We start from the raw sequence: 15,945 nt of genomic DNA, 5'->3' as shown, positions 1-15,945 counted from the left end.
GCCGATCAGGCGGTTGCCTCAAGCGCTGCATGCCGCTCGCGCACCCAGTTGTGGAAGCGGTGCAGATCGTACTCCTCCGGCATTAGCACGCCGGCCTGGTGGCGCATCGAGCGCAGGCCTTTCTGATTGATCTCGCAGATCGCGGCATCCTCCTCCAGCACCTGGGTGCCGAAGGCGACGACATTGTCGATGTCCGTCTCAGCCAGCGCCTCGGGCGCGAACAGCCACTCGGCGGTGAGTTCGGTCTGTTCGGGACCGAGCGGCATCAGTCGCACCGTCCTGACATAATCGACATGGCCAACGATGAACATCGAGGGCAGGCTGGTGGCATAGGTCTGTCCGGCCGCACGCTCGGCCGGCGTCAGGCCCGGGAAGACCGGGCCATGGGCATGTCCGTCGCGCGACCAGGTCTCGGCGCCGGCGCGCAGGCCACCCGAAAACTCCGGTGCGTCATTGTCGGCATGGCGGACCCAGTCGGGGTCGTCGTGCCGGCTCATCAGGCCGCGGCCGTATATCGGCACCAGCCGAGACAGGTCCTTGTGGACGCCTGGGCAATGCAGGCACTCGTTGAAGTTCTCCCAGAAGATCTTCCAGTTGCAGTTCATCACCTTGCGCAGGACATGGCCTGATACCAGAGTTTCCAGCGGCCAGTTGGCGAGGTCGCCGGATGCGGGATCGAAGGAGGTCCCGGCGGAGCCGGCCGCAGCCTGCTGAAGGTTCACAAAGACAAAGCCGCGCCATACCGACAGCGCCACCCGGTAGAGCGGATGATCTGCCTTGTCGAAACCATCTGGCAGCGATTTCGAGGGAACGCGCACGAGATCGCCGCGCAGCGAGTAGGACCAGGCATGGTAGGGGCAAGTGATGAGCCGCGCTTTCAGCCGGCCCTCGCTTTCCTGGCAAAGCTGCGAGCCGCGATGCCGGCAGGTGTTGTGGAAGGCGCGCAACTCGCCGGTGTCGTCGCGGAGCACGACGATTTCCTGTGTGCCAACGCGGAATGTCCTGAATGCCAAAGGCTGGGCAAGATCGGCCTCGCGGCAGACGAGCAGCCAGCTTTTGTACCAGATGGCGTCGAGATCGCGCTGGTAAGCCTCGCTATCCCAATAGGCCGATGACGGTAGCGTCGGTTCGGCCCGGCTCAGGCCGTTATAGGGGTCGCGCTCGCTCGGGTTGGGATGCATGGCTGGCTTCCTATGAAGCGTCAGCCGACACCCCGGCAGATAGTTTGTCAATCAGAGTGCCGCATTGCCGGTTGCAGGCGCGGCGCATAATCATGTCGTGGACATGGGACATTCGGAAATTGGGGGGATTCGGAAATTGGCCGCACGACAGATGTCGCTTACGCCGGAGCTGGTCGCGCGCTGCTGGCGCGAGATCAGGGACCCCGGGCCGGATCCGGACGCGATGCATCTCGATGACGCCGACTATGACGCGCTGCTGGATGAATTGCAGGTCGAACTCCCGGATAGCGAACCGCTATGGCTGTTCGGCTATGGATCGCTGATCTGGAAACCGGAAATAGATTATGTCGAGGACCGCGTTGCGCTGGCGCGCGGCTGGCATCGGTCCTTTTGCATGAACATGACGCGCTGGCGCGGCACCAAGGACAGCCCCGGCCTGATGATGGCGCTGGACCGTGGCGGACAATGCAAGGGCGTCGCCTTCCGGCTGACCGAAAGTAACCGGCGCGGGCAGTTGGGCCGGCTTTTCCGGCGCGAAGTCACGCTGAAGCCGACAAGCTACCGGCCGCGCATGCTGAAGCTTGCAAGCGAGGCCGGACCGCTCAGGGCATTGGCCTTCGTCATCAACCGCAACGGCCTGACCTATTCAGGGCCGCTCGACGAGGGCAAGGTCGTCGAAAGGCTGGCAACGTCCTGCGGGCACTGGGGGTCGGGCGCCGACTATCTCTACAACACGGTGAAAAACCTTGAAGAGCGCGGCATTCACGATCGCCATCTGTGGCGGCTGCAGCGGCTGGTTGCCGAGCGGATCACCGCGTTGAACCCGTAACGCCGCATGGCGCATTCGCGCTGTTGGCCGGCGGAATTTGGTTTGCCGGATGCGGCCGTTTCAGCCTATAGTCATGCATGTCGTCGGTTCCGTTAGGGACCAAGAGGGAATGCGGTGAGGGCTGACTTGTTGCCCAATGCCGTGGCTGCCCCCGCAACTGTGTGCGGTAGTCCTCTCCAAGCCACTGAGGATTTTTTCCTCGGGAAGGTGGGGAAGGGCGCTGATCCGCGAGCCAGGAGACCTGCCGGCGACAGGGAACTGACTTCGATGCCCTCGGGTGGAGGGCGAAAGGACAAGATATGAATACCGCTTCCGTCTCCCTCGGCGCTTCCGTCTCCTCGCAGTCGCGCTTCATGCAGCTCGTGCTTAGCGCGTTTCTGGGCATTTTCGTCGTCGGCGTTGTCGGTTTCTCGCATATCGATGCGGTCCACAATGCGGCGCACGACTATCGCCATTCGATGGCGTTTCCCTGCCACTGACGAGGATCTGACATCATGAACCTGTTTCGCAACGTCGTGTTCATCGCGGCGATCGCAGGGCTCGTGGCGGGTGTCGCTCTCGCCTGCATGCAGGCCTACGCCACCGTGCCGCTGATCCTCAAGGCCGAGGTCTACGAAAAGGCTGGTGGCGGCCATGAGCATGAGCATGCCGCGGCGCCCGCCGCCAACGCTGCGGACACCAATGCCATGAGCACCGCCGCGCCGGCGGAAAATGCCGTGAGCAGCGCAGCACCCGCACCGGCTGAAGCTGCCGCGCCAGCGGAGGACGAAGGCTGGGCGCCGGCCGACGGCTTCGAGCGATTCGCCTTCAGCGTGCTGGCCAATATCGTCACCGGTATCGGTTTCGCGCTGGTCCTGGTGGCGGTTTCCGAATTCGCCGGCGGCATCGGCAACTGGCGCCAGGGGGTGTTCTGGGGTCTGGCCGGCTTTGCCGTATTCACGCTGGCTCCGGGCCTCGGCCTGCCGCCGGAACTGCCGGCAATGCCGGCGGCCGATCTCATGCAGCGCCAGATCTGGTGGGTGGCGACGGTTGTGGCGACTGCCATTGGCCTTGCCTTGATCGCCTTCCGCACCTCGGCGCCGCTGACCGTCCTTGCCGTCGTTCTGATCGTCGCCCCGCATATTGTCGGCGCGCCGCAGCCCGACAGTTTCGAGACGCCGATCCCCGAAGGCCTGCATCACCAGTTCGTGGTGGCGGTGACGGTGACCAATCTGGTGTTCTGGTTGGTGCTCGGCGCCGTCATTGGCGTGGTGCGCGAACGCTTCACCGGCTCGGCGACCAGCCTGCGCGACAGCTTTGCCTGATCGCAGTTTGACCTTTATCATCGGCGGGGCGCGCCCCGGCAAGAGCGCGCATGCCGAAACCCTGGCGACGGCGTTGCCGCCGCCATGGGCCTATATCGCCACCGCCGAAGCCTATGACGATGAGATGCGCGAGCGCATCGCGCTGCATCGCTCGCGGCGCGGCGAAGGCTGGGCGACCATCGACGCGCCGCTCGATCTTGTCGGAGCGCTCGAAGCCTTGCCCGACAACCAGCCGGTGCTCGTCGATTGCCTGACGCTGTGGCTGACCAATCATATGCTTTCCGACCATGATCTCGAGGCGGAATGCCGGCGGCTAGCCGACATGCTGTCGCGGCCGCGCGGGCCCTGGCTCGTTGTCTCGAACGAAGTCGGGCAAGGCATCGTGCCCGACAATGCGCTCGCACGCCGGTTTCGTGATGCCGCCGGCCGTCTCAACCAGCAGGTCGCGGCGGTTGCCGATACGGTGCTACTGATGGTGGCGGGGCTGCCGCTCAAGGTGAAATGATGACCGATATCGACGCAAAAGACGAAGAACGCCACCGCGCCAAGATGGCCAAACGCAAGGCGGTGCAGGACGCCGAGGTCGCGGAAAAGACGGTCGAGAAGGGGCTGCTGATCGTCAACACCGGACCCGGCAAGGGCAAGACCACGGCCGCCTTCGGGCTGGCGCTGCGCATGCTCGGCTATGGCAAGCGCGTCGGCGTCGTCCAGTTCATCAAGGGCAAATGGCACACCGGCGAAAAGGACGCCTTCGCGGCGTTCGGCGACCGTGTCGTCTGGCACACGATGGGCGAGGGTTTCACCTGGGAGACGCAGGATCTGAAGCGCGACATTGCGGCGGCCGAAGCCGCCTGGGCCAAGGCGCTGGAGCTGATCGCCGACCCCTCTGTCAGCCTTGTCGTCCTCGATGAGCTCAACATTGCGCTGCGCTACGACTATCTCGATCTCGACAAGGTGGTCGCGGCGCTGAAGGCGCGGCGCGAAGGCCTGCATGTCGTCGTCACCGGCCGCAATGCCAAGCCGGCGCTGGTCGAGGCGGCCGACCTCGTCACCGAGATGGGCGTGACCAAACACCATTTTTCCGCAGGCGTTAAGGCGCAGCAGGGAATCGAGTTTTGAGGGTCTAACTTCGGGAGATGACCGTTGGAACAAGCGGTAATTGTCTATCTTCTTCTGAGCGGCGGTCATTTCGGGGCGCCGGAAGAGCGGCAATCGGTCCAAGTTCTGGAGGATCGGTTGGAACAAGCTGTTTCGAATGCGCATGTCGGCGAATTTGATGGCGACGAGTTTGGCGAGGGCAAATGCACCCTCTATCTGTACGGGCCAGACGCCGAGAAGCTTTTCCTTGTGATTGAGCCTGTGCTGAAATCCTCGGCAGTGGCCGCCGGCGGTTACGCGATCAAAAGATTTGGCGCGGCGGTGGATTCAAACGCCAAGGAAGTCCGTGTCTCTTGGTGAGTCAGGCGGCGCATCTACTGCGAGATCAAAACATCCAGGTAGATGACGACCGCGGAGAGCAATCCAAACAGCGCGATCAGCAGATAGTCTGCTATCTGGTAAAGTTTCAGCGCCCGCCGGATGTCGGTGCTGTCGGCCTCGCGGCGGCCGCCTTCGCCCATATAGGCGTCCTCGACGATGACGCCGCCATAGCTGCGCGGGCCGGCGAGCGCCAGGCCGAGTGCGCCGGCCATTGCTGCTTCCGGCCAACCGGCATTGGGTGAGCGGTGCTTTTTGGCGTCGCGCCGCACTGCTTGCCAGGCGTTGCGGGGATCGGCGCCGTCAACGAGAAAGGCGGCGGCAACGATCAGCAACGCGGTCAGCCGGGACGCCGGCAGGTTGATCCAGTCGTCGAAGAGTGCCGCCGCGCGGCCGAAGGCCTCGTGGTGCGGGGTGCGGTGGCCGATCATCGAATCGGCGGTGTTGGCGGCCTTGTAGGCGACGCCGCCGGCCAGACCGCAGACACCTGTCCAGAAGGCGGGCGCAACGATGCCGTCGGAGAAATTCTCGGCCAGGCTTTCGATGGCGGCGCGGCTGACGCCGGCATGGTCGAGCTTCTCTGGATCGCGGCCGACGATGCGCGCAACCGCAATGCGGCCGAGCGCCAGCCCGCCGGTATCCAGCGAATCGGCCACCGCCTCGACATGTTCGGTAAGGCTCTTTTGCGACAGCAGCGACGAGGCCAGGATTGCCGTGATGATCATGCCGGCAGGAAAGAGCTGCCAGAGCAGGATTTGCACGATGAAGGCGATTGCCGCCGGCACCAGCACGATCACCAGCAGCGCCTGCACGCCGCGGCGGCGACGCAGCGCGTCGGAATCAGTGTCGCGGTTGAGCCTGAGGTCGAGAAAGGCTATCAGCCTGCCGAACCAGGTGACGGGATGGCCGACGGCACGGAACAGCCAGTCCGGGTAACCCAGGATGCGTTCGATGGCCAGCGACAGGAAAGCGATCAGGATCGACATGAAGCTTTCTGATGGAGCGATTACTGTGGTGGATCACGGTGGATCCCTTGGCCGGGCGAGGGCGCTCTTCCCTCACGCGCCACAACCTTTCGTCGATCTCTCGACAGGTATCAATCCGCACTCCTACCCGCTTTTCGAGCTGCCCGCCACCGCCCTGTCACGATTGCCGGAGGCCGCGCGCCTGCGTGAGCTGGCCAGGGTCGCGGCCGGCGCCTATGGCGCGCCTTCGGCCGAGAATGTGGCGGTCGCCCCGGGCACGCAGATCCTGCTGCCGCGCGTCGCCTCGCTGGTCAACCCCGGCAAGGCGCTGGTGCTCGGGCCGACCTATGCCGAGCATGCCAGGGCCGCCGCGATTGCCGGCCATGCGGTGGCGGAGGTCGACGATTTCGAGGCGCTTGCCGGAGCCGAAATTGCCATCGTCGTCAATCCCAACAATCCCGACGGGCGAGTCGTGTCGCGGGAAAGGCTGCTTCGGCTTGCCGAGACATTGCGCGCCATAGGCGGTCTGCTGGTCGTCGACGAAGCCTTCATGGATGTCGGCCCGCACGCGGAAAGCCTGGCCGGCGATGTCGGGCGGGGCGGCATCGTCGTGCTGCGCTCGTTTGGCAAGTTCTTCGGTCTCGCCGGCCTGCGGCTCGGCTTCGCACTTTCCAATGCGGTGACGGTCGAAAGGCTTGAAACGCAATTCGGCCCTTGGGCGGTCGCCGGCCCAGCGCTCGAATACGGCATCCGCGCGCTTGCCGACAGCGGCTGGCAGGCCGACATGCGGCGGCGGCTGGCGCAGGATGCGGCGCGGCTCGATGCGCTGCTTTCGCGCTTTGGCGTTGCTGTCGCCGGCGGCACGACGCTGTTTCGCTATCTCCGGCTTGCCGATGCACCGGGGCTGTTTTCGACGCTCGGTGAGCGCGGCATATTGCTCAGGCATTTTTCCGAGCGTCCCCAGGTGCTCCGCGCGGGGCTGCCTGGAAGTCAGGAGGAATGGCAGCGGCTCGAATCGGCGCTTGCCGACTGGCACGCACGGCGCGACGATGGGTCGAAGGAGATCGCGCCATGATCCATATCTGTTCGCTGGCAAAGCTTGAGGAGACGGTGGCCAAAAGCGGCGCCGAGCGCGTGCTGTCGCTGCTCGCTGCCGGCACCGAGGTGACGCGGCCGGCCTCAATCGCGAGGGAAAACCACCTGCATCTGGTCATGCACGACATCGCGGTGGCGCAGGACGGCATGACCATGCCCGGCGAAGGCCATGTGCGCAATCTGCTCGATTTCGCCCGGAAATGGGACCGCGCCAAACCCATGGTCGTCCATTGCTATGCCGGCATCAGCCGCTCGACCGCCTCGGCCTATATCATTGCGGCGGCGCTCGCCCCGAAGCGCGACGAAGTCGAACTTGCGCAGACATTGCGGAAGCTTTCGCCCTCGGCGACACCCAATCCACGGTTGATCGCCGTCGCGGATGCTCTTCTCTCACGACAAGGCCGCATGATCGAAGCGATCGAGGCGATCGGACGCGGCGCCGATGCTTTTGAGGGTACGCCTTTCGTGTTGAAGATCGACGGCTAAGGCGGCCCGCTATGCCAGCCAGTCGGCAAGCTTCGCCTTGCGCACATCCTTCAACAGGGTGATGAAGCCGTCGGCCTGATGCTCCGCCGTCAGTCGGCCTTTCTCGGCCGTGGCAATGCTGGCATCGCCGACCACGCCGTTGGGGTTGAGATCCCCAGCGATCCAGGCGAAAGCGTGCGTTCCGGTGTGGCGCAGCAGCGCAAATTCGGTTTCGGCGCGGGCGACCTTGGAGGCGAAATTGTCGGCCTTGGCCATGTCGACTAACTCCGGGCGAAAATGCAGCATCAACGAGGTCTCGACGTCGCCGCCATGGATGCCCTGGCGGTCTTCCAGCTCGGTGTACATGCCGGCGGGGCGGCCGAAGCGCTGCCAGCTGGTCTTCACCGCCAGCATCCTCTCACGCACGCGCAGCTCGCGCGTGACGATGCCCATGATCTCTTCATTGCCGCCATGCGAGTTGACGACGATCAGTTTCCTTACGCCTGCGCGGGCAACGGACAGGCCAAGCTCGGTCCAGGCATCGACCAGGGTGGCCGCCGGCAGGGTGAGCGTGCCCGGCGCCTGCAGATGCTCATTCGACTTGCCGACCGTTTGGACCGGCAGGATGCGGATGTCGAGATCGCCGGGCAGGCGGGCGATGACCGTCTCCAGCATGCCGTTCATGATCGAGGTGTCGGTTGATACAGGCAGATGCGGGCCGTGCTGCTCGATCGCCGCCACCGGCAGCACGGCAATCGTCGCCTCCGGATCGATCGCGGCGTATTCGGTGGTCCGGTAGTCGCCCCACCACACGCGTCTGTTTGCAACGGTCATGTCATGCCTCTTGACTGTGAGGGAGACCTAGCGCGCCAAACGTCGCCTGTCGATCACCCAGCCGCAATCGCCTCGACCTCGACCTTGAACTCCGGCCGCGCAAAGCCTGACACGATCATCAGCGTCGAGGCGGGCGCGGGGCTGGCAAACAAGCGGTCGCGGACGTCCATATAGGGCCGCAGAAAGGCGCGGTCGGTGACGTAGGCGTTTATGCGCACGATGTCGCCTAGCCCCAGCCCGGCTTCAGCCAGAATCGCCGCTATGTTTTGAAAGCAGAGCTCGGCCTGCGCGCCGGCATCCTCGGGGATCTGGTCGTCCGCCGTGATGGCGACCTGGCCGGAGCACAGAACCAGCCGCTTGCCTGGCGGCACCTCGACGCCGTGGCTGTAGCGGGCGAAAGGCGGCTTGATCGACTTCGGCGCGAGGTATCTGAACATGGCAATCTCCTGTCTGCGAGACCAGCCTAAGACGTGACCGATAGTACGTTCAAGATGTGGTGCATGGCACAAGGGCGATTGTGGACAGGCGTCCAAAAAATAGGCACGATGCCTCCCGCACAGCATGACCCGTCCGGTGTTGGCAGTGACTGCCGCGCAAGCAGGCGGCCCGGGCGGTGGCATGTGTCTTGCTTCTTGGATCAATGGTGTCGAGCCCGGCGCGTGACGCTCCGGAGCCAACAAAGGGTGGTGTCGATGTACGGAAAACAGAAGATTTCAGCGCTTGCGGTCGCGCTGCTTGGAGCCGGCACGTTCGGCGCGGCAGCAAACGAGAAGGTCACCTTCGGCACCAACTGGCTGGCCGAGCCCGAGCATGGCGGCTACTACCAGGCCGTCGCCGACGGCACCTACGCTGCATGTGGCCTCGACGTGACGATTTCGCAGGGAGGTCCGCAGGTCAGCGGGCGGCCGCTGCTGCTGGCCGGCAAGCTCGATTTCTACATGGGCGGCAATCTGCTGTCGGCTTTCGACGCCGTCCAGCAGGGCATCCCGATGCGCGTCGTCGCCGCCGATTTCCAGAAGGACCCTCAAGTCATCATGTCCCACCCGGGGCAGGGGCTGGACAAGTGGGAGGATTTGAAGAACGCCGACCAGTACATTCTCGGCGACGAGGGCGTCCAGACCTTCTTCCAGTGGATGGTCATCGAACTCGGTTTCGATGCCGCCAAGCGCGTGCCCTACACCTACAACACCGCTCCATTCCTGGCCAACAAGAAGTCGATCCAGCAGGGTTACGTCACCTCGGAACCTTTTGCGGTCAAGAAGGAAGGCGGCTTCGTGCCCAACCAGTTCCTGCTCGCCGACTATGGCTGGGACACCTATTCGACGACGATCGAGGTGATGCAGGACACGATCGACAAGCGGCCGGAGGTGGTCCAGTGCTTCGTCGATGGCTCGGCCAAGGGCTGGTACAACTACCTCTACGGCGACAACAAGGCCGCCAACGAGATGATCAAGAAAGACAATCCCGACATGAGCGACGAGCAGATTGCCTTCTCGATCGAGCAGATGAAGAAGTTCGGCCTGGCCGATTCCGGCGACACCGAAAAGCTCGGCATCGGCGCCATGAACGAAGACCGGATCAAGAGCTTTTATGACAAGATGGTCAAGGCCAAGGTCACGCCCGAGGGCATCGATATCAAGAAGGCCTATACGCTGGCCTTCATCAACAAAGGTGTCGGAATCGAGCTGAAGAAGTAGTCGTGAAGCTGGAAAAGATGGCGCAGGCGCCCATGACGGCATCGGGTGAAGGCCCGATGCTGCTGACGCTGCGCCATGTCGGCAAGGTGTTTTCCAATGGCGTGACTGCATTGAGCGACGTCGATCTCGCCATCCGGGAGGGCGATTTTGTCAGCCTTCTCGGGCCGTCCGGCTGCGGCAAGTCAACGGCGTTGAGGCTGATCGCGGGCCTGTCGACGCCGACATCCGGTCAGCTCGACTGGGGCGGTTCGATCGACCGCGCCAATATCGGCTTCGTCTTCCAGGAACCGACGCTGCTGCCCTGGGCCGATGTCTTCGACAATGTCTGGCTGCCGCTCAGGCTGAAAGGCGTGTCGCGTGCCAAAGCGGCGCCGGTGGTGATGGAGATGCTGGAGCGGGTGCACCTGACCGGTTTCGAAAACGCCGTGCCGCGCGAACTTTCCGGCGGCATGAAGATGCGCGTCTCGATCGCACGCGCCATGGTGACGAAGCCGCGCATTCTGTTGATGGACGAGCCGTTCGCGGCACTCGACGAGATCACCCGCTTCAAGCTCAACAACGACCTTCTGGAGCTGTGGCAGGACGAGCGCTTCACCGTCGTCTTCGTCACCCACAGCGTCTTCGAAAGCGTGTTCCTGTCAAACCGCGTCGTCGTCATGGCGGCGCGGCCGGGCCGCGTCCATGCCGAGTTGGCAATCGATGCCGCCTATCCACGCGACGAGGTGTTCCGCACTTCGCCCGACTATGCCGCGCTCTGCCGCCAGGCCTCGGACATCCTGGTCAACGCCATCAACACATCAGCCGGACCGCACCATGACGGCCATTGACCAGAATGCCGCAACACTCGACGCGGAAGAGGCCGGCCGCGTACGCCAGGAGCGGCTGGAGCGGATCGGCCGGTGGGTCTTGCCGCTGGCGATCATGATCCTGGCGATCTGGCTGTGGGACCGCATCTGCGTGTGGAACGCGATCCCGCAATATATCCTGCCGCGCCCCGGCGTGGTGCTGTGGACGCTCTATAGCGATGCCGGGCTCCTGTTCTCCGCGCTGCTGGTCACGTTGCGCATAACCTTTCTCAGCCTGCTGCTCGCGGTCGTCGGCGGCGTCGGACTGGCGGTGCTGTTTGCGCAATCGAAATGGGTGGAGATGTCGTTCTTTCCCTTCGCCATCGTGCTGCAGGTAACGCCGATCGTGGCGGTCTTCCCGCTCATCAACATCTATGTGGACAACCAGACGGTGAAGCTTTTGCTTTGCGCCTGGATCGTTGCGTTCTTCCCGATCCTGTCCAACACCACGCTCGGCCTCAATTCGGTCGACCGCAATCTGCGCGACATGTTCAAGCTCAACGGCGCGACGCGCTGGCAGCAATTGCGCTATCTCAGACTGCCGGCGGCCATGCCGTATTTTCTAGGAGGCTTGAAGATAGCCGGCGGCCTGTCGCTGATCGGCGCCGTGGTGGCCGAGTTCGTCGCGGGCGCGCAGGGGCAGTCGTCGGGGCTGGCGTCGCGCATCATCGAGGCCGGCTACCGCCTCAACGCGCCAAGGCTGTTCGCGGCGCTGATCCTGATCTCGCTCACCGGCATATTGATCTTCCTGGTGCTGTCGCTGATATCGCATCTCATCCTGCGCCGCTGGCACGAGAGCGCGCTGAAGCAGGAGCGGTAGGGGGTTGGGTGACGTGATTGAGATGCTGGCGCGAAACACCCCCCTCTGGCCTGCCGGCCATCTCCCCCTCAAGGGGGGAGATTGGACGTCATCCGGGATTTCGCCAATTATCGACGTTGGAAGACGGGTGCTGTCGGAAAAGCTGCCAATCTCCCCCCTTGAGGGGGAGATGCCCGGCAGGGCAGAGGGGGGCGGTCCTTGATACCGACCTCTGGCTCGTACCATCTCACAAACGTCCGCCTTCACCGGTCGCTGACATCAGGCCTTGCCGCCACTTACGACAGCGACGGCTTCGCCCTGGCCGACATAACGGTCGCCGATGGCAAGACCTCAGCCATCGCCGCGCACAAGAAATCAAAAGCGCCAGCCACCGCCATCGACCTTGCCGGCCGCATCGTGCTGCCGTGCTTCGTCGACTGCCACACCCACATCGACAAGGGCCATATCTGGCCGCGCAAACCCAATCCCGACGGCAGTTTCATGGGCGCGCTCAATGCCACCGGCGCCGACCGTGCAGCGCGCTGGAGCGCCGAGGACGTGGCGCGGCGCATGGATTTCTCGCTGCGCTCGGCCTACGCGCACGGCACCAAGGCGCTGCGCACGCATCTCGACAGCGTGCCGCCACAGGAGGAAATCTCCTGGCCGGTGTTCGAGGCGATGCGGGAGAAATGGCGCGGCCGCATCAAATTGCAGGCAGCCTGCCTGCTCGGCATCGAAGGCGTGCGCGACAGAAAGTGGTTCGAGAGGCTGGCCAAGCGCGTGGCTGCGGCCAAGGGCGTGCTCGGCGTCGTCACCTATATGGTGCCGGATCTCGAAGAGCTTCTCGACAAGGTGTTCGCCGAGGCGAACAGGCACGGGCTCGATCTCGATTTCCACGCCGACGAGACCGACGACATCGCGGCGATATCGCTGAAGAAGATCGCCGAGGCGGCACTGTGGAACGGTTTTGAGGGCAACATGCTGGTGGGACATTGCTGCTCGCTGGCGCGCCAGCCGGATCTCGACGTGCTCGATACACTCGACAAGGTGGCCAAGGCGCGGCTGGCGGTGGTGTCGCTGCCAATGTGCAATCTCTATCTGCAGGACCGGCGTGCCGACCAGACCACGCCACGCTGGCGCGGCGTGACGCTGCTGCACGAGATGAAGGCGAGGGGCATCCCGGTCGCGGTCGCCTCCGACAACACCCGCGATCCGTTCTATGCCTATGGCGATCTCGACATGCTGGAGGTCTACCGCATGGCGACGCGCATCCTGCATTTCGATCATCCGGTCGGCGACTGGCCGCAGACGGTGGCGGCGACGCCGGCCAAGGTGATGCGGCTCGACGGTGTCGGGACACTGGCAGCAGGTGGCAGCGCCGATTTCATCGTCTTCAAAGGGCGGAGCTGGACAGAATTGCTGTCGCGGCCCGAATCGGATCGCATCGTCGTGCGCAACGGCCGAGCGATCGACAGGCAATTGCCCGACTATGCCGAGCTCGACGAACTGATGGTGGAATGATGGATGTTTCGGCGCTCAAACGCGATCTCGACGGGATAAAGCTCGACGACAATCCGGCCATCGTCCAGCAGAAGAGCCGCGACTTCTACTGGTACAGCCCGGTGCTGAAGCAGCAGCTCGACCACGTCACCGGCGACCTGATCGTGACGCCCAGGAACGAGGCCGAACTGATCCGCGTGCTTGCCGCTTGCCACCGTCATGGCGTTCCGGTGACGCCGCGCGGCAGCGGCACCGGCAATTACGGCCAGGCGATGCCGCTGTCGGGCGGCGTGGTTTTGAACCTCGCCGAGATGAACGAGATCAAGGCCATAGCGCCGGGCCGCGTCGTCACCGGGCCGGGCGCGATCCTCGCCGACATCGACAGAGCGACGCGCGCGCATTCCGGGCAGGAACTGCGGCTGTCGCCGTCGACCTACAACACCGCCTCGATCGGCGGCTTCATCGCCGGCGGCTCGGGCGGCGTTGGCTCGGTCAATTTCGGCGGTCTGCGTGATTTCGGCAATGTGCTGCGCCTGCGGGTCGTCACTATGGAGGCGGAGCCGAAGGCGCTCGAACTCGCCGGCGAGGACCTGCACAAGGTCACCCACGCCTATGGCACCAACGGCATCATCACCGAGGTCGAGATGCCGCTGACTGCAGCCTATGAATGGACCGACGTGATCGTCGGCTTCGACGCTTTCATGCCGGCAGCCCGCTACGGCAACGCGCTGGCACGCCAGGACGGCATCCTGACCAAGCTGATCACGCCGATCGCCGCGCCCGTGCCGCAGCTCTATTTCAAGCGCCACCAGAAGTTCTTCCGGGACGGGCAAAGCATCTGCGTCGTCATGGTTGCCCGGCATGGGCTAGACGCGTTCCTCGCCTTCACCCGCCGCGCCGGCGGCGAAGTCATCTTCAATGCGGCGACGGCAACGGACGAAGAGAAAAAGGGCCTGCCGCCGGGCTTCGAACTGGCGTGGAACCACACCACGCTCAGGGCACTGCGGGTCGATCCCGCGATCACCTATCTGCAATCGCTCTATCCGTTTCCCAACCAGCTGGCGCTGGTGGAGAAGATGGACGCGATGTTTCCGAACGAGGTCTTTTCGCATCTCGAATTCGTGCGCCTCGACGGCAACATCACCTGCTTTGGCCTGCCGCTGGTGAAATTCACCACCGAGGCCCGGCTCAACGAAATCATCCGGCTGCACGAGGAGAACGGCTGCCCGATCTTCAACCCGCACCGCTACACGCTAGAGGAAGGCGGCATGAAGCAGACGGATGAAATCCAGCTCGCCTTCAAGCGCGAGACCGATCCGCAAGGCCTGCTCAATCCCGGCAAGATGATCGCCTGGGAAAATCCGGATTACGACTATCGCTCGGGCCGGACTTTTTTGTTCAAGGGTTTGCAGAAAGCAGAATGAGCAGAGGTTTGAGCTTGAGCACCCCCCTCTGTCCTGCCGGCACAGGCCCTACGCTGCCGCTTCGGGCGTTCGTCGTTTGGAAAGCCAAGCAATTGGCTTCCCATCGGCTTCGCCGACCACTTCTCACCCCCCGCAAGGGGGGAGATTGGCAGCCTGAACGCCGCGGCCAATCTGACACGCTGACAATTAGTGAAAGCGATGCGGCAGTCCGATCTCCCCCCTTGCGGGGGAGATGCCCGGCAGGGCAGAGGGGGGTGCCTCGCGCCCACCTCGCAAGTATTTCCCCATGAAAGTCCTCGTCCTCTACGCACACCCGGTGGAGACCAGCTTCAATGCAGGTCTGCACCGCACGATCGTCGAGCGGCTGACGGCCGCCGGCCATGAGGTCGACGATTGCGATCTCTATGCCGAGGATTTCGACCCCAGGCTGACGCGCGGGGAGAGGCTGGATTATCATAACCAACGCAGCCCTGCGGACCCGGCCGCGCCCTATGTCGAGCGGCTGCTCAAGGCCGAGGCGCTGGTGCTGTCATATCCCGTCTGGAACTACGGCTTCCCGGCCATCCTGAAAGGCTTTTTCGACCGCGTGTTTCTGCCCGGCGTGTCGTTCAAATTGGCCGACGGCAAGGCGCAGCCGTCGCTCCACAACATCCGCAAGCTGACCGCCGTCACCACCTATGGCGGCAGCCGCTTCCGCGCCATGCTGATGGGCGATCCGCCGCGCAGATTGGTCAAGCGGATGCTGCGCGCGACGATCAGGCCCGGCGCCTCGGTGTCCTACCTCGCGCATTATTCGATGAACCTGTCGACCGGGAAGACCCGCGCGGCCTTCATGGCCAAGGTCGCGGCCGGGATGGATACTTTCTGATGCGCGTGCTGGTGGTCTATTGCCATCCGGTGCCCGAAAGCTTTTGCGCCGCGATCAGAGATGCCGCCGTCGATGTGCTGAAGGCACGCGGCTGGGAGGTGCGGCTGCTCGACCTCTATGCGGAGAAATTCGATCCGGTGATGGGCTGCGAAGAGCGACGCGCCTACAATGAGCGGGCGCCGGAGGATCCGGCCCTAAAACCGCATTTCGAGCATCTCGCCTGGGCTGAGGCGATCCTGTTCATCTATCCGACCTGGTGGTACGGGCTGCCGGCCATGCTGAAGGGCTGGCTCGACCGGGTCTGGGCGACCGATGTCGCCTTCAAGCTGGGCAAGGGGCGCATCACGTCGCTGATGACACATGTCACCAGGGTCGGCGTCATTACCACCTGCGGCGCGCCGACCTGGTGGAGCGTCGTCGTCGGCCAGCCCGGCCGCAAGACCTTGCTGCGCGGTATGCGCGCGCTGTGCGCCCGCCGCTGCCGGACGTTTTTCCTGGCGCACTACCTGATGGACGCCTCGACGCCAAGGACGAGGGCGGCGTTTCTGGTGAAAGTGCGGGCGAAGCTGGAGCGGTTTTGAGCTTCTTCACCCTCCCCCTTGTGGGGTGGGTCGCGCAGCAAATGCCGCAAGGCGGCTTTTGCGAAGCGGGGTGGTGGGTCTC

Annotated in this window: 19 protein-coding genes and 1 riboswitch; of the genes, 15 read left to right on the top strand and 4 right to left on the bottom strand. The window is 64.0% G+C overall.

Annotation, left to right across the window (positions count from 1 at the left end; all coding sequences use genetic code 11):
* Window positions 1-5: 5 nt before the first annotated feature.
* A complete protein-coding gene (locus tag NKI64_RS17145; protein WP_023733794.1) occupies window positions 6-1,181 on the bottom strand; it encodes an aromatic ring-hydroxylating oxygenase subunit alpha in 1,176 nt (391 codons plus the stop codon).
* A gap of 136 nt (window positions 1,182-1,317) precedes the next feature.
* Here NKI64_RS17145 and NKI64_RS17140 point away from each other — a divergent pair, with 136 nt between their 5' ends.
* From NKI64_RS17140 to NKI64_RS17115, 6 genes are all read left to right on the top strand, one after another.
* A complete protein-coding gene (locus NKI64_RS17140; RefSeq protein WP_031203234.1) occupies window positions 1,318-2,010 on the top strand; it encodes a gamma-glutamylcyclotransferase in 693 nt (230 codons plus the stop codon).
* Window positions 2,011-2,077: 67 nt separating this feature from the next.
* Window positions 2,078-2,273: riboswitch (cobalamin riboswitch) on the top strand.
* A gap of 36 nt (window positions 2,274-2,309) precedes the next feature.
* The gene (locus NKI64_RS17135) at window positions 2,310-2,489 is read left to right on the top strand and encodes a CbtB domain-containing protein (RefSeq protein ID WP_023670784.1); all 180 of its coding nucleotides are present in this window, start codon (window positions 2,310-2,312) and stop codon (window positions 2,487-2,489) included.
* Between the two features lie 15 nt (window positions 2,490-2,504).
* Complete coding sequence (locus tag NKI64_RS17130) at window positions 2,505-3,314, top strand: CbtA family protein (RefSeq protein ID WP_023690285.1); 810 nt, start codon at window positions 2,505-2,507, stop codon at window positions 3,312-3,314.
* On the top strand, window positions 3,307-3,819 hold the full coding sequence (cobU, locus tag NKI64_RS17125) for a bifunctional adenosylcobinamide kinase/adenosylcobinamide-phosphate guanylyltransferase (protein ID WP_352668893.1): 513 nt from the start codon (window positions 3,307-3,309) through the stop codon (window positions 3,817-3,819). Before NKI64_RS17130 ends, cobU begins: the two co-directional genes overlap by 8 nt.
* A complete protein-coding gene (gene cobO / locus NKI64_RS17120) occupies window positions 3,819-4,433 on the top strand; it encodes a cob(I)yrinic acid a,c-diamide adenosyltransferase (protein ID WP_023685228.1) in 615 nt (204 codons plus the stop codon). The genes cobU and cobO overlap by 1 nt, the downstream gene beginning before the upstream one ends.
* A gap of 24 nt (window positions 4,434-4,457) precedes the next feature.
* Window positions 4,458-4,772, top strand: coding sequence for a hypothetical protein (locus NKI64_RS17115; RefSeq protein ID WP_352595455.1), 315 nt, complete (start codon window positions 4,458-4,460; stop codon window positions 4,770-4,772).
* Window positions 4,773-4,786: 14 nt separating this feature from the next.
* On the opposite strand, the gene cbiB is transcribed toward NKI64_RS17115, so the two are convergent.
* On the bottom strand, window positions 4,787-5,776 hold the full coding sequence (cbiB, locus tag NKI64_RS17110) for an adenosylcobinamide-phosphate synthase CbiB (RefSeq protein WP_352595459.1): 990 nt from the start codon (window positions 5,774-5,776) through the stop codon (window positions 4,787-4,789).
* On the opposite strand from cbiB, the gene cobD reads away from it, so the two are divergent.
* Window positions 5,775-6,830 (top strand): threonine-phosphate decarboxylase CobD, encoded by a 1,056-nt coding sequence (gene cobD, locus NKI64_RS17105; RefSeq protein ID WP_023698317.1) that lies wholly within the window; start codon window positions 5,775-5,777, stop codon window positions 6,828-6,830. The genes cbiB and cobD overlap by 2 nt on opposite strands.
* A complete protein-coding gene (locus NKI64_RS17100; RefSeq protein WP_023690280.1) occupies window positions 6,827-7,336 on the top strand; it encodes a tyrosine phosphatase family protein in 510 nt (169 codons plus the stop codon). The genes cobD and NKI64_RS17100 overlap by 4 nt, the downstream gene beginning before the upstream one ends.
* Before the next feature lie 9 nt (window positions 7,337-7,345).
* Here the strand turns inward: NKI64_RS17100 and NKI64_RS17095 are convergent, their stop codons facing one another.
* Both NKI64_RS17095 and NKI64_RS17090 read right to left on the bottom strand, forming a co-directional pair.
* On the bottom strand, window positions 7,346-8,149 hold the full coding sequence (locus NKI64_RS17095) for a creatininase family protein (protein ID WP_023698316.1): 804 nt from the start codon (window positions 8,147-8,149) through the stop codon (window positions 7,346-7,348).
* A gap of 53 nt (window positions 8,150-8,202) precedes the next feature.
* Window positions 8,203-8,586, bottom strand: coding sequence for a RidA family protein (locus NKI64_RS17090; protein ID WP_023670775.1), 384 nt, complete (start codon window positions 8,584-8,586; stop codon window positions 8,203-8,205).
* 255 nt (window positions 8,587-8,841) lie between these two features.
* Here NKI64_RS17090 and NKI64_RS17085 point away from each other — a divergent pair, with 255 nt between their 5' ends.
* The 7 genes from NKI64_RS17085 to NKI64_RS17055 all read left to right on the top strand — a co-directional run bounded on the left by NKI64_RS17085 (window position 8,842) and on the right by NKI64_RS17055 (window position 15,863).
* A complete protein-coding gene (locus tag NKI64_RS17085) occupies window positions 8,842-9,846 on the top strand; it encodes an ABC transporter substrate-binding protein (protein ID WP_023670774.1) in 1,005 nt (334 codons plus the stop codon).
* A gap of 2 nt (window positions 9,847-9,848) precedes the next feature.
* Window positions 9,849-10,673, top strand: coding sequence for an ABC transporter ATP-binding protein (locus tag NKI64_RS17080; RefSeq protein WP_023690277.1), 825 nt, complete (start codon window positions 9,849-9,851; stop codon window positions 10,671-10,673).
* Window positions 10,660-11,511: an ABC transporter permease gene (locus tag NKI64_RS17075; protein WP_023753453.1), complete on the top strand. Its 852-nt coding sequence runs from the start codon at window positions 10,660-10,662 to the stop codon at window positions 11,509-11,511. Before NKI64_RS17080 ends, NKI64_RS17075 begins: the two co-directional genes overlap by 14 nt.
* A gap of 198 nt (window positions 11,512-11,709) precedes the next feature.
* On the top strand, window positions 11,710-13,011 hold the full coding sequence (locus tag NKI64_RS17070) for a cytosine deaminase (RefSeq protein ID WP_352668889.1): 1,302 nt from the start codon (window positions 11,710-11,712) through the stop codon (window positions 13,009-13,011).
* A complete protein-coding gene (locus NKI64_RS17065) occupies window positions 13,011-14,414 on the top strand; it encodes an FAD-binding oxidoreductase (protein ID WP_352668972.1) in 1,404 nt (467 codons plus the stop codon). The genes NKI64_RS17070 and NKI64_RS17065 overlap by 1 nt, the downstream gene beginning before the upstream one ends.
* Window positions 14,415-14,700: 286 nt before the next feature.
* Window positions 14,701-15,282, top strand: a complete 582-nt coding sequence (locus NKI64_RS17060) for an NAD(P)H-dependent oxidoreductase (protein ID WP_352668887.1) — start codon at window positions 14,701-14,703, stop codon at window positions 15,280-15,282.
* Window positions 15,282-15,863, top strand: a complete 582-nt coding sequence (locus NKI64_RS17055; protein ID WP_023690990.1) for an NAD(P)H-dependent oxidoreductase — start codon at window positions 15,282-15,284, stop codon at window positions 15,861-15,863. Before NKI64_RS17060 ends, NKI64_RS17055 begins: the two co-directional genes overlap by 1 nt.
* Window positions 15,864-15,945 lie beyond the last annotated feature (82 nt).

This window comes from Mesorhizobium sp. M0478 (assembly GCF_040321305.1).
GTDB lineage: Bacteria > Pseudomonadota > Alphaproteobacteria > Rhizobiales > Rhizobiaceae > Mesorhizobium.
Note: the sequence above shows the minus strand (reverse complement) of the source record. Positions and strands in the feature narration are given on the sequence as shown.

What these genes read in the sequence shown, in the direction of transcription:
- NKI64_RS17145 (WP_023733794.1), bottom strand. Translation starts at nt 1,181, where the DNA reads ATGCATCCCAACCCGAGCGAGCGCGACCCCTATAACGGCCTGAGCCGG.
- NKI64_RS17135 (WP_023670784.1), top strand. Translation starts at nt 2,310, where the DNA reads ATGAATACCGCTTCCGTCTCCCTCGGCGCTTCCGTCTCCTCGCAGTCG.
- NKI64_RS17130 (WP_023690285.1), top strand. Translation starts at nt 2,505, where the DNA reads ATGAACCTGTTTCGCAACGTCGTGTTCATCGCGGCGATCGCAGGGCTC.
- cobO (WP_023685228.1), top strand. Translation starts at nt 3,819, where the DNA reads ATGACCGATATCGACGCAAAAGACGAAGAACGCCACCGCGCCAAGATG.
- cobD (WP_023698317.1), top strand. Translation starts at nt 5,775, where the DNA reads ATGAAGCTTTCTGATGGAGCGATTACTGTGGTGGATCACGGTGGATCC.
- cbiB (WP_352595459.1), bottom strand. Translation starts at nt 5,776, where the DNA reads ATGTCGATCCTGATCGCTTTCCTGTCGCTGGCCATCGAACGCATCCTG.
- NKI64_RS17100 (WP_023690280.1), top strand. Translation starts at nt 6,827, where the DNA reads ATGATCCATATCTGTTCGCTGGCAAAGCTTGAGGAGACGGTGGCCAAA.
- NKI64_RS17095 (WP_023698316.1), bottom strand. Translation starts at nt 8,149, where the DNA reads ATGACCGTTGCAAACAGACGCGTGTGGTGGGGCGACTACCGGACCACC.
- NKI64_RS17090 (WP_023670775.1), bottom strand. Translation starts at nt 8,586, where the DNA reads ATGTTCAGATACCTCGCGCCGAAGTCGATCAAGCCGCCTTTCGCCCGC.
- NKI64_RS17085 (WP_023670774.1), top strand. Translation starts at nt 8,842, where the DNA reads ATGTACGGAAAACAGAAGATTTCAGCGCTTGCGGTCGCGCTGCTTGGA.
- NKI64_RS17075 (WP_023753453.1), top strand. Translation starts at nt 10,660, where the DNA reads ATGACGGCCATTGACCAGAATGCCGCAACACTCGACGCGGAAGAGGCC.
- NKI64_RS17065 (WP_352668972.1), top strand. Translation starts at nt 13,011, where the DNA reads ATGGATGTTTCGGCGCTCAAACGCGATCTCGACGGGATAAAGCTCGAC.
- NKI64_RS17060 (WP_352668887.1), top strand. Translation starts at nt 14,701, where the DNA reads ATGAAAGTCCTCGTCCTCTACGCACACCCGGTGGAGACCAGCTTCAAT.
- NKI64_RS17055 (WP_023690990.1), top strand. Translation starts at nt 15,282, where the DNA reads ATGCGCGTGCTGGTGGTCTATTGCCATCCGGTGCCCGAAAGCTTTTGC.